Annotated in this window: 12 protein-coding genes; 6 read left to right on the top strand and 6 right to left on the bottom strand. The window is 54.5% G+C overall.

Features of this window, described 5'->3' with window-relative positions; genetic code table 11:
• Positions 1-115 precede the first annotated feature (115 nt).
• From rbsK to Q5705_06635, 3 genes are all read left to right on the top strand, one after another.
• Positions 116-1039, top strand: a complete 924-nt coding sequence (gene rbsK, locus Q5705_06645; protein ID WLI78225.1) for a ribokinase — start codon at positions 116-118, stop codon at positions 1037-1039.
• A gap of 83 nt (positions 1040-1122) precedes the next feature.
• Positions 1123-2439, top strand: a complete 1317-nt coding sequence (gene fucP / locus Q5705_06640; protein WLI78224.1) for an L-fucose:H+ symporter permease — start codon at positions 1123-1125, stop codon at positions 2437-2439.
• A 10-nt stretch (positions 2440-2449) separates the two neighbouring features.
• Positions 2450-3463, top strand: coding sequence for an aldose 1-epimerase family protein (locus Q5705_06635; protein ID WLI78223.1), 1014 nt, complete (start codon positions 2450-2452; stop codon positions 3461-3463).
• On the opposite strand, the gene Q5705_06630 is transcribed toward Q5705_06635, so the two are convergent.
• Complete coding sequence (locus Q5705_06630) at positions 3439-4368, bottom strand: LysR family transcriptional regulator (protein ID WLI78222.1); 930 nt, start codon at positions 4366-4368, stop codon at positions 3439-3441. The two genes, Q5705_06635 and Q5705_06630, sit on opposite strands and share 25 nt — an antisense overlap.
• Positions 4369-4472: 104 nt before the next feature.
• Here Q5705_06630 and Q5705_06625 point away from each other — a divergent pair, with 104 nt between their 5' ends.
• From Q5705_06625 to nepI, 3 genes are all read left to right on the top strand, one after another.
• On the top strand, positions 4473-4925 hold the full coding sequence (locus Q5705_06625) for a DUF1198 domain-containing protein (GenBank protein ID WLI78986.1): 453 nt from the start codon (positions 4473-4475) through the stop codon (positions 4923-4925).
• Between the two features lie 95 nt (positions 4926-5020).
• The gene (locus tag Q5705_06620; protein WLI78221.1) at positions 5021-5554 is read left to right on the top strand and encodes an SRPBCC domain-containing protein; all 534 of its coding nucleotides are present in this window, start codon (positions 5021-5023) and stop codon (positions 5552-5554) included.
• A 99-nt stretch (positions 5555-5653) separates the two neighbouring features.
• Complete coding sequence (gene nepI, locus Q5705_06615) at positions 5654-6838, top strand: purine ribonucleoside efflux pump NepI (GenBank protein WLI78220.1); 1185 nt, start codon at positions 5654-5656, stop codon at positions 6836-6838.
• Between the two features lie 102 nt (positions 6839-6940).
• Here the strand turns inward: nepI and Q5705_06610 are convergent, their stop codons facing one another.
• The 5 genes from Q5705_06610 to Q5705_06590 form a co-directional block, all read right to left on the bottom strand.
• Positions 6941-7843 (bottom strand): EamA family transporter, encoded by a 903-nt coding sequence (locus tag Q5705_06610; protein WLI78219.1) that lies wholly within the window; start codon positions 7841-7843, stop codon positions 6941-6943.
• Positions 7844-7944: 101 nt separating this feature from the next.
• On the bottom strand, positions 7945-9324 hold the full coding sequence (locus Q5705_06605) for a carbohydrate porin (GenBank protein ID WLI78218.1): 1380 nt from the start codon (positions 9322-9324) through the stop codon (positions 7945-7947).
• 144 nt (positions 9325-9468) lie between these two features.
• A complete protein-coding gene (locus Q5705_06600) occupies positions 9469-9774 on the bottom strand; it encodes a PTS lactose/cellobiose transporter subunit IIA (GenBank protein WLI78217.1) in 306 nt (101 codons plus the stop codon).
• 5 nt (positions 9775-9779) lie between these two features.
• Positions 9780-11168 carry a glycoside hydrolase family 1 protein gene (locus Q5705_06595; GenBank protein ID WLI78216.1) on the bottom strand — a complete coding sequence of 463 codons (1389 nt, stop codon included), beginning with the start codon at positions 11166-11168 and terminating at the stop codon, positions 9780-9782.
• A gap of 12 nt (positions 11169-11180) precedes the next feature.
• The gene (locus Q5705_06590; GenBank protein ID WLI78215.1) at positions 11181-12509 is read right to left on the bottom strand and encodes a PTS transporter subunit EIIC; all 1329 of its coding nucleotides are present in this window, start codon (positions 12507-12509) and stop codon (positions 11181-11183) included.
• Positions 12510-12511: the final 2 nt, after the last annotated feature.

The following is a 12511-nucleotide window of genomic DNA, read 5'->3' as shown; positions in this document are numbered from 1 at the left end:
ATTTAACAGAGATAAAAGGATCATGTAATCGCGAGTTGAGTCACAAATGATACTAAAATAACATGATAATGTTACTAAAATATCATTGTTACATGATTGTTTCGAGAGGTACTAAATGGATATCGCGGTCATTGGCTCCAACATGGTGGATCTCATCACCTACACCCACCAAATGCCGAAAGAGGGTGAAACCCTGGAAGCCCCCTCCTTTAAAATAGGTTGCGGCGGCAAAGGCGCAAACCAGGCGGTGGCCGCCGCGAAGCTCAATTCGAAAGTGCTGATGCTGACGAAAGTGGGCGACGATATTTTTGCCGACAACACCATTCGCAACCTGGAATCCTGGGGTATTAACACCACCTATGTCGAAAAAGTGCCCTGTACCAGCAGCGGTGTCGCACCGATTTTTGTCAACCCGAATTCCAGTAACAGCATTTTGATTATCAAAGGTGCGAATAAATTCCTCTCGCCGGAAGATATCGATCGCGCTGCGGAAGATCTGAAGAAATGTAAACTGATCGTCCTGCAACTTGAGGTGCAGCTAGAAACGGTTTATCACGCCATTGAATTTGGTAAAAAGCATGGTATCGAAGTATTACTTAATCCGGCACCGGCATTACGTGAATTAGATATGTCCTATGCCTGTAAATGCGATTTCTTTGTGCCAAACGAAACCGAATTAGAAATTCTTACCGGCCTGCCGGTGGATAATTATGAGAATATTCGTACCGCTGCCCGTAGCCTGATTGATAAAGGTCTGAACAATATTATTGTCACCATGGGTGAAAAAGGCGTGCTATGGATGACGCGGGATCGCGAAGAGCATATTCCCGCTATTAACGTAACAGCCGTCGATACCAGTGGCGCAGGCGATGCGTTTATCGGTTGTTTCGCCCACTATTATGTCCAAAGCGGTGATGTGGAAACCGCCATGAAAAAGGCCTCGCTCTTCGCCGCGTTCAGCGTAACGGGCAAAGGCACGCAATCATCTTACCCAAGCATTGAGCAATTTAATGAGTTTCTGGCGTTTAACGAAAAATAATCCCTGAAATAAAACGGCGGTGCTTAATTACGCGCTGCCGGTAATTATTCAGGCATACACCCTGCACTGTTAAAGGTAGCACTATGAACGAAAAAAATATCGTTCAGATGCCCGACGGCTATCTGAATAAGACTCCGTTATTCCAGTTTATTCTGTTATCCAGCTTATTCCCGCTATGGGGATGCGCTGCTGCATTAAATGACATATTAATTACGCAGTTTAAAAGTGTATTTTCATTAAGCAATTTCGCCTCGGCGTTGGTGCAAAGTGCATTTTATGGCGGCTATTTTTTAATTGCGCTTCCGGCATCGCTGGTGATTAAAAAAAGCAGTTATAAAATGGCGATTTTAATGGGGCTGACGCTGTATATCGTCGGTTGTATGCTCTTTTTCCCCGCCTCGCACATGGCGACTTACACCATGTTCCTGGCGGCGATTTTCGCCATCGCCATTGGTTTGAGTTTCCTGGAAACTGCCGCCAATACTTACAGCTCCATGCTGGGGCCAAAAGCGCAGGCGACACTGCGTCTCAACATTAGCCAGACCTTTTACCCGATTGGCGCAGCCTCCGGCATTTTGCTGGGTAAATATCTGGTCTTTTCCGACGGCGAGAGCCTGCAAAAGCAGATGGTCGGTATGACGCCGGAGCAGATGCATAATTTCAAAGTGCTGATGCTGGAAAACACTCTCGAGCCTTATAAGTACATGATTATGGTGCTGGTTGTGGTGATGGCGTTGTTTATGTTCACTCGCTTCCCGGCCTGTAAAGTGGCGCGCACCGCCACGCATAAACGCCCTTCGGCGATGGAAACCTTGCGCTACCTGGCGTCCAATGAACGCTTTCGTCGCGGCATCCTCGCACAATTTCTGTATGTGGGCATGCAGGTTGCCGTCTGGTCGTTCACCATCCGGCTGGCGCTGGAAATGGGGGACATCAACGAGCGCGATGCCTCTAACTTTATGGTTTACAGCTTCGCCTGCTTCTTTATCGGCAAGTTTGTCGCCAACATTTTAATGACGCGCTTTAACCCAACCAAAGTGCTGATTATGTACTCGATTATTGGCGCCCTGTTCCTGGCGTATGTAGCGCTGGCACCGAGTTTTAGCGCGGTGTATGTGGCGGTTGCCGTCAGCATTCTGTTCGGGCCATGCTGGGCCACGATCTATGCCGGAACGCTGGATACGGTCGACAACGAACATACCGAAATGGCCGGCGCGGTGATCGTCATGGCGATTGTCGGCGCAGCGGTAGTGCCTGCGGTGCAGGGCTATGTGGCGGATATGCTGCATTCACTGCAACTCTCGTTCCTCGTTTCCATGCTGTGCTTTGTCTATGTCGGCGTCCATTTCTGGCGCGAGAGCAAAGTGCGTGGGGAACTTGCAAATGCCACGGCTTCTTAAGGAGACGATGATGGCGACACGTTTTGCTCTACAGCGTGAAGGGTTCACCCTTCAGCCGCAAATCTTGCTGGAAAACAGTGACTTTACCGTCAGCGCGTTTCGCTACCCGAGCGGTGTGGAAGCGGTGAAACTGGAAAACGATCGCGGTTATTTGTTAGTGCTGCCGTGGCTGGGGCAGATGATTTGGGATGTCCATTTCGATGGCCGCTCATTGACCATGCACAACATGTTCCGCCAACCGAAACCTGCGCAGCAGATTGTTGAAACCTACGGCTGCTTTGCCTTTCATTCCGGGTTACTGGCGAATGGTTGCCCGTCGTCCGAGGATACGCACGTCCTGCACGGTGAAATGGCTTGCGCGCCGATGGATGACGCGTGGCTGGAACTGGACGGTGAAACCTTGCGCCTGACGGGGCGCTATGAATATGTGATGGGTTTTGGCGATCACTACCTGGCGCAACCTGCGGTGGTGCTCCACAGCCACAGCGCATTGTTTGATATTGAGATGACGGTGACTAACCTGGCGTGTGCGCCAATGCCGCTTCAGTACATGTGCCATATGAATTACGCGTATGTACCGCAAGCGACGTTCAGCCAGAATCTGCCGGATGACGCGCTGACGTTGCGTGAATCGGTGCCCGCCCATGTTAAACCCACCGAGCAGTGGCTGGCGTTTAACCGCCGCTTGCAGCAGGGCGAAGCGAGCCTGAGCGCGCTGACGCAACCGGCGTTTTACGATCCGGAAATCGTCTTTTTCGCCGATTGTCTCGACCGTTATACCGATACGCCGGAGTTTCGTATGCACGGCCCGGACGGCGTGACCTGGCTAACGCGCTTCTCCAGCCGCGAGTTTAATTACGCCACCCGCTGGATCCTCTATAACGGCGATCAGCAAGTCGCGGCATTTGCCTTGCCCGCCACGTGCCGCCCGGAAGGGTTCCTCGCCGCCCAGCGCAATGGAAGCTTGCTGACGCTTGCACCTCAGGAAACGCGGCGTTTTCACGTCACCACCGGCGTTGAATAAACGCCGTGCTGGCTGGTTTCATACAGCAGCCCGCGCAGCCACTGCTGCGCCGGGTCGCGATGTGCGCGTTCATGCCAGGCCAGCGTTTTAGTAAATCCCGGGATCGGCAACGGCGCATCGCGCACGCACATCCCTGCACTCAGCCGGGCGAGGCGCTGCGGCACAACCGCAATCATATCGCTCACCGCTAAGAGCTCAGGCAGGATCAGGAAGTTGCTGACCGACATACCGACATGCCGCGTTTTGCCCAGCAGGGCAAGCGCGTCATCCGTTACGCCGCGAAAACGATCGCCATCCCATGACACCAGCGCATGTTCCAGCGCGCAAAAGCGTTCCAGCGTCAGCGTTTTCTTTGCGGCATCCGGGTGATCGGCGCGCATCATGCAGACAAAACGCTCCTCGAACAGCGCCCGGCTGCGTAGTTCAGGCGGCGTGCTGTAGGGCGTCATCAACGCTGCATCCACATCACCGCGCTCAAGCTGGCTCATTAGCTGCCTGGGCTCCACCGGCTCCACGCGCAGGCGAATGCCCGGCGCATGCTGTCTCAGCGCCGCAATAAACGGCACGATCACCACTTTTAGCGCGTAATCCGTTGCTGCCAGCGTCCAGGTGAGGGTGGCGGTATGCGGGTCAAACGTGCCGGGTTTCAGCAGCACATCAATATCGGCGAGGATCTGCTTCACGGGCGCTGCCAACGCCTGGGCGCGCGCCGTGGGGATCATGCCATGCGGCGCACGAATAAACAGCGGATCGGCGAAATAGTCGCGCAGGCGCGTCAGCATACCGCTCACCGCCGGTTGTGTCAGAGAAAGACGCGCGGCGGCGCGGGTCACATTGCGTTCATCCAGCAGCGCATCGAGGGTTTTCAACAGGTTAAGATCAAGGCTTCTGATATCGTTATTCATGATGGTGGCCAGGCTGGGCGATAAAAAAGATTATCGCACTAAGCGCTGTCCGTTGTGGGGGATTTCCCCGTATGATGAGCCTCTTTTTCGCCGCAGGAGTGATTATGATTTGGTTGATGTTGGCAACGCTGGTGGTGGTTTTTGTGATTGGTTTCAGGGTATTAACGTCTGATTCCCGCCGTGCGATACGCCGTCTCACCGACCGACTCAACATTCAGCCCGTGCCGGTGGAATCGATGATTGATCAGATGGGCAAAGCGGCGGGCAATGAGTTTCTCAGCTATCTGGTGCGCCCGGATGAAGCGCACCTGCAAAACGCCGCGCAGGTGTTATTAATCTGGCAGGTGTCGATTGTCGATAGCAGCGAGCAGAACCTGCTGTACTGGCACCGTATTGTGCAAAAAGCGCGGCTGGCTGCACCGATAACCGATGCACAAGTGCGCCTGGCGCTTGGTTTCCTGCGCGAACTGGAGCCGGACAAAGCGGAATTAAACAATTTTCAGATGCGCTATAACGCGCTGTTTATGCCCGAAGAGGGCGTGCACTGGCTGCACTGATATCACGCTGCGTGATGGTGATGATAAAAGATAACCATTAGATTTATAGCTTCCGGCTTTGCATAGTGACCTCCGTTAATCACTGGAGGTACACCATGACCCAATCCCTGACCCAAAGCGCCATTGTCTGGCCGCAAGATTACCTGCCTGGCACCACCGATAACTTTGCCTCTAACGAAATCATCGTTGCTGGTCTCACGGCGCAGGAGATCTGGGCGCAGCTCAATGACACGCGCTTGTGGTCGACCTACTACAACAATGCGCAGGATATCCGTTTTCACGACGCCAGCGGCCCGTTGCTCAGCGCCAATGCCCGTTTTCGCTTTACCACCTTTGGTTTTCCGGTTGAAGCGCAGGTGTGTGAATATGTGCCGCCCGCAAGCGGCCAGGCGGCGCGCATTGCGTGGTACGGCTGGGTAGAAGGCGATAAGCAATCGCGGCTTGATGCGATTCACGCCTGGTTATTTGAAGATTTACCCGGCGGGCGGGTGCGCATTCTGACTCAGGAGACGCAAACCGGTGTTCCGGCGCAGCAACTGGCGAGCACAGTGCCGAACCCGATGATCAATGCGCATCAGGTGTGGATTGTCGGCCTGGCAACGGCGGCACGGAAGGCGCGCGGCGAATAGATCGCTTCATGCTATAGAGTTGCCAAATTGTTAATTGCGTCACAGTTTATGAATGTTACACTGCGCGACTTTCACGAATAACAATTAAGCAGGTGACAAATGAGTGAGCAAACTGTGGCGCAATCTCCCGTGGATGCGGTTACCCGGCCAAACTGGTCTGCCGTTTTTGCCGTGGCGTTTTGTGTGGCGTGCTTGATCACCGTTGAATTTTTACCGGTCAGCCTGCTGACGCCAATGGCGCTGGATCTGGGTGTTTCCGAAGGGCTCGCCGGGCAAACCGTCACCGTGACGGCGTTTGTGGCGATGTTCGCCAGCCTGTTTATTACCAACATTATTCGTGCCACCGACCGCCGCTATGTGGTGATCGCCTTTGCGGTGCTGTTAACCCTCTCCTGCCTGCTGGTGTCGTTTTCCAATAGTTTTACCCTGCTGCTGTTGGGCCGCGCCTGCCTCGGGCTGGCGTTAGGCGGCTTCTGGGCGATGTCGGCGTCGCTGACCATGCGCCTGGTGCCAATGCGCACCGTGCCGAAAGCGCTGTCGGTGATTTTTGGCGCGGTGTCGATTGCGCTGGTGATTGCCGCGCCGCTGGGCAGTTTTTTAGGCGGCATTATCGGCTGGCGTAATGTGTTTAACGGCGCGGCGTTGATGGGCGCGGCCTGCATTATTTGGGTGTGGCTGGCGCTGCCGTCGCTGCCGGGAAAAACCGAGCACCACGAGAATATGTTTGGCCTGCTTAAACGCCCTGGCGTGGCGGCGGGGATGCTGGCGATTTTTATGGTCTTCGCCGGGCAGTTCTCCTTCTTTACCTATATTCGCCCGGTGTATATGAACCTTGCCGGGTTCAGCGTTGACGGCTTGACGCTGGTGCTGCTGAGCTTTGGTATCGCCAGTTTTGTCGCCACCTCTTTTTCATCGGTAGTGATGAAGCGTTCGGTGAAAATGGCGCTGGCGCTTGCCCCGCTGACGCTGGCGATTAGCGCGCTGGTGCTGATTTTGTGGGGCAGCGATAAAGCCGTGGCGGCGGGCGTTGCCATTGTCTGGGGGCTGGGCTTTGCGCTGGTGCCGGTGGGCTGGTCAACGTGGATCACGCGAACGCTTGCGGATCAGGCAGAAAAAGCCGGTTCGATTCAGGTGGCGATTATCCAGCTTGCCAACACCTGCGGCGCAGCGATTGGCGGTTTTGCCCTCGATCATTACGGCCTGCTGTCGCCGTTGATGCTTTCCGGCGGCCTGATGTTGCTGACCGCGCTGCTGGTGATGGCGAAAGTCAAAGTGAAAGCGTAAATACCGCCAACCGCCGGATGGCGCTGCGCTTATCCGGCCTACAAAACCGTGCAAATTGCACGAACCGTAGGCCCGATAAGGCAAGGCCGCCATCGGGCAAAATCACGCGGCGCGCATTTTGCGGCGCGAATCGAGCGAGATCAGCACCACTGACGAGACAATCAACAGCGTGCCTAACCAATCCGGCAGTGTGAACGCCACGCCGAGCAGCGCCACGGAAAGCAGGGCGCTGCTGAGCGGTTCGGCGCAGCTTAAAATGCTGGCTTTCGAGCCGCCAATCATCTGCGCGCCTTTCAAATACAAACTGAACGTCAGCGCCGTGCCGATCACGACCAGGTAGAAAAAGGCCATTAACAGGCGGCCATCGACTACAAAATCATTCCCCTGCCCGGCGAAAAACGGCGTTAACATCAGACCCGCCAGCAACATACTCCAGCCGACAATCGGCAACGTACCGTAACGGGCAATGAGCGCCGAAGGGTAAGTAGTATAAAACGCGGCGGAAAACGCCGAAACAATGCCCCAGAACAGCGCCTGTTGCGAAATAGACAGCGACGTCAGATTGCCATGCGTCACTAACAGGAATGTGCCAATAAGCGAGGTCAGGATCGCCGCCGTGACCGGCAGCGTGGGGCGGGCTTTTCGCACCAGCGCAAACCACGTGACGATAATCGTCGGCGAGAGAAATTGCAGCACTGTAGCGGTGGCCGCGTTGGATTGCTCAATCGTCATCAGGAAGCTGAGTTGCACCACCATTGCGCCAAACAGCGAGAAGAAGAGCAGGCTCAGCGCGTCTTTGCGGTTTTGCAGAATAGTGAAAACCTTGTCGCCATGAACAAACGAGAGCGTCAACAAAATCACGCCGGTGAACAGCAGCCGCGTCATGGTTAACCACGGCGACGAAATATGACTTTTCTCCATAATGTACTGGGCGCATACCCCGGAACTGCCCCATAACACCGCCGCCGCCAGTACGTATAGCATCCCTTTTTTTGTCGAACTCATCGCGAACCCATGCTTTTTATTTATCACCAGGTCGCGAAGCATAACATATGTGCAGGGGTTAACCGGAGGCGGCTGAGGGTGACCGCCTCCGGCTTTTTACCTTACCACCAGGCTTCCCACATCGCGCCGATGTTGAGGGAGTCCAGCGAGGTATCGTTGGTGCCGTTGACGCGCGCGGTGCGTTTGTTATCCACTTCGCCGCCGGTCACGTAGAAACGCAGCATCGGGCGGAACTCCGGTCCCATCGCAATCGAGATGTTCTGCGACAGGGTGGCTTTCCAGCCGTGGTTATCGCCGCCGTCATCATAATCTACGCGCTGATAACCCAGTTCCAGCCAGGTTGAGTGCACATCGTTCCACCAGTGCATCGGGCGAACAATCGCGCCGTAGTTGCGGCGGTTATCCGTTTTAATGGTGCTGTTGTCGTAATCATGGTAGGCGAGCAGATAGTCCACCTGAGTTTGTTGCGTGAACTTGTAGCTGCCTTCAAAGCTGGTGTAAATCGCCGTCAGATCGTCGGTTTTGTTAAATACGCTGTTATCTGAATTGTCAGAGTAGCGGGCGATCACTTTGTTAACGCCGTGGTCGTTGGTGTGGCTCAGCACCACGCCGCCCTGCCAGGCATGCAGGCGTTCATCGCGATCGACCGCTTTCGAATCGAAGCCGTAGTTGGCGTAAATTTCCAGATCGAGCGGCCCGACTTTCATACCGTGAACTTTCGAGGTCACCGCATAGTTGCCTTTATCGCCAACGTTGGAGCTGCCGGTACAGGTAATGCGCGACGGGTTGGATTCGTCTTCCATCACTTCCGGGCTACAGGATTCCACAGAGCCGACGGCGGCAACGTCAAACTGTACGCCGCCGATATCGAAGTTTTTCACCCCTGCGCCCTGGCCGTCGTGGTTCATCCAGAAGTAGTCGTTGATACCCTGTTGCGGACGCTGGTGGAAATCACGCCCCGCCCAGAAGTAAGCATTCGGGTTGGAAGCCAGCAGGTTAGTTACCCCGGCATAGGCTTTTTTCAGGTTAACTTCATCGCCCCAGTGATCGAACATCACGTTGATGTCCCAGATTGCGCCGTTGTCGCCTTTAAACGCTTTTGAGAGCTGGAATTCGCCGCCGTTGCCTTCGTTACCCAGACGACCAATCGCCGACGCGCCGTTGTACGACCCATCAACGCCAACGTATTTCTGATCGCCAGACTGGAAGTGCGCGCCGTAACGGGCGTAACCGCTGAACTTCACGCCGTAAGGAATTGCCATATCCGGCGTTTGCGCCGCGCTTTGTGGCTCGACCACCACATCGGCTTTTTGGTTTATTGCCGCATCCATTTTGGCCTGGCGCTCTGCCAGTGCTTTATCCACCGCTTTTGCCACGATGGCGTCAATTTGCTCTTGCGTAAATTCTTGTGCGAAGACGGATCCAGAGCAAAGCGTAGCCGCAACCGCCAGCGCCACTGGAAGTTTTTTATTTATCTTCATGGTTATCTCAATATAGTAAGTTGTTCTCAGACAATAACCTTCCGGCCCGTAACGGGCAGGCATATTGCCATCATCAAAACGAACTGCTTTATTTTATTAAGTTGGGTACAGATGTATTAAGATTTACCGTAATCAATTCTCCATTCAGTTACGCTGATAAAGCTGAATAATCTCCTCGGATAATTCACGGGCTAATAACGACGTCATTAAATGATCCTGCGCATGCACCATAATTAAGGTCATGGGCTGCCGGGCTTCACCGGCATCCTGTTCAATTAATTTGGTTTGCATCTGGTGCGCCTGACGCGCGTAGCCATCGGCTTCCTGTAACAACAGTTTTGCTTCTTCCATGTTGCCTTCGCGCGCCGAACGCAGCGCTTCAAAGCAGAGGCTGCGCGACTGACCGGCATTGACGATAATTTCCATTACCGCTTCTTCAAGTGCGACCATAATCTTCAATCCTGAGTAAAACCATTAGTTTCGGCGGTGGCAGCAAACCACTCTCCGCTTTTTTTAATGGTACGTTGTTGGGTTTCTAAATCTAATTGCACGAAACCGTAGCGGTTTTTATAGGCATTACACCATGACCAGTTATCAATAAATGTCCACATATGGTAGCCAAGACAATTGCAGCCTTCGCTTATTCCTTTATGCAGCCAGATAAGGTGATCGCGAACAAAATTAATGCGGTAGCTATCGTTAATTTGCCCGTTTTCAATAAACCGTTGTTCATTCTCAACGCCCATACCGTTTTCAGAAATAAAACAGCGTGGGTTGCCGTAATTCAGGCGCAGGTTGGTAATAATATCGTAAATACCCGGTTCGTAGATTTCCCACCCGCGATACGGGTTCATTTTCCGGCCTGGCATCTCGTAATAATCAAACAACCACTCTGGCATAAACGGCGAGTCGGGATTGACCGCGCTGTCCCGGCACTTTACCCGCCGCGGCTGGTAATAGTTGATGCCGAGCAGGTCGATTTTCCCTTCTGCAATCAGCGCAATATCGTCCGGCTGGCAGGCGGGCAACTGCTTATGTTCTTTCAGCAGCGCCACCAGATCAGCGGGATATTCGCCGCGCAGTACCGGGTCGAGAAAACTGCGGTTAAACAGCAAATCGGCACAGTGCGCCGCTTTCACATCCGCCGGGTGTTGCGAGCGCGGATAGGACGGCGTCAGGTTCAGCACAATGCCAATTTCACCGGGATGATGCCCGGCGCGAAACGCCCGTACCGCGCTGGCGTGGGCCAGCACTGTGTTGTAGGCCACCGTGGCGGCGCGTTTGAAATCCACCACGTTCGGGTAGTGGAAATCGTACAGATAACCGCCTTCGACTGGCACAATCGGCTCGTTAAAGGTGAACCAGTGGTGCACCCGGTCGCCGAATAATTCAAAACAGAGTTGTGCATAGCGGCTAAATGCCTGCACCACTTCCCGGCTTTCCCAGCCGCCTTTCTCCTGCATCACCATCGGCATATCGAAGTGAAACAGGGTAATAAACGGCGTAATGCCTTGCGCCAGCAGTTCGTCGATCACCTCGTTATAAAACGCCACCGCCTGCGGGTTCACCTCACCGGTGCCATCCGGGATCAGGCGCGCCCAGCTCAGCGAGGTGCGAAAACTGTTGTGCTTAAGCTGCTTTAACAGGGCGATATCCTGCCGCCAGTGTTGGTAAAACGTCGAGGTCGCCTGCGGCCCAACCTGCTGGTGAAAACGCCACGGCTGACGGGCAAACCAGGCATCCCATGTCGTTGCGCTTTTACCGCCCTGTTCGCTTTCCCCTTCGGTTTGCAGCGCAGAGCAGGCGCTGCCCCACCAGAAGTTTGCGGGAAATTCATATTTCATTACCGGCTCCTTTTAATTACTGCTGACGGTTCCCGCCATCGGGGCGCTGCTCTGCGCTTTTTGTTCTTCTGCTTTCATCAGTGAGTGCTCGTAAGCACGCAGGAATGGCAGGTACATCAGGGCGGACATCACCATACAAATCAGGCACATCACCACCGGGCTGAAGGCCCAGTTTGCGGCCCAGGACGCACCGATCGGCGCGGGCGTGGTCCACGGCGTCAGCGAAACGACTTGTGCCAGCAGGCCCATTTTGGTGGCGACGTAAGCCAGTACGGCGTTCACCAGCGGCACGCAGACAAACGGGATAAACAGCATCGGGTTCATGATGATCGGCGCGCCGAACAAAATAGGTTCGTTGATGTTAAAAAAGCTCGGCACCACGCCCATTTTGCCGATGGTACGCAGATGCGCGACGCGGCTGCGCAGCAGCAGGAAAGCCAGCGGAAGGGTGGAACCGACGCCGCCAATCAGCAAATAGTGATCCCAGAACCCTTGCAGATAAACATGCGGCAATGCTGCGCCCGCCGCCAGCGCGGCCTGGTTAGCTGAAAGGTTTGCCATCCAGAACGGGTTCATGATGCCGGTGACAATCAGCGAGCCGTGGATGCCGGCGAACCAGAAAATCTGGCACAGCAGCACAGAGAGCAGAATAGCTGGCAGGGAATCGGAAGCCGATACCAGCGGCTCCAGCAGGTGCATAATCGCCTGCGGCAGGATCATCCCCGTTTGCGCTTCAATAAACAGGTTCAGCGGATGCAGCGTGGCGATGATCACCAGCACCGGAATGAGGATTTCAAACGAGCGGGCCACGCCGGTCGGCACCTCTTTCGGCAGGCGAATGGTTATCTTGTGATCTTTCAGCCAGGCATAAACGCGCGACGAGTAGATGGCGGTGATAAGCGCGGTAAAAATGCCCTGACCCGAGAGATATTGGGTGGAGATTTTGCCATCAGCATAGGGTGCGGCGACCAGCAGGAACGCCATAAACGCCAGCAGCCCGGTCATTACCGGGTCGAGATTAAACTGGCGACCCAGACTTGCGCCAATCCCGACGGAGATAAAGAAGGTCATCACGCCCATGCTGAGGTTAAACGGCAGCATCAGTTGTTCGCGGTATTCAGTCGAGAAATCAAGCCACGCGCGGGCAAAACCGACGGTGGTGTCGGCGGAAAACGGCGGGAAGATAAACACCAGCATAAACGAGCCGATTATCATAAACGGCAGTGCGGCGGTAAAACCGTCGCGGATGGCGATAACGTACTTCTGCTGCCCAAGACGACCGGCCAGCGGCGTAATGGTTTGCTCTATAGTCGTAATCATTGATTGATAGAAGGAACTCATAA

The sequence above is a fragment of the Kosakonia sp. H02 genome (assembly GCA_030704225.1).
Taxonomy (GTDB): Bacteria; Pseudomonadota; Gammaproteobacteria; order Enterobacterales; family Enterobacteriaceae; genus Kosakonia.
This window is presented reverse-complemented; position numbering and strand designations above follow the sequence as displayed.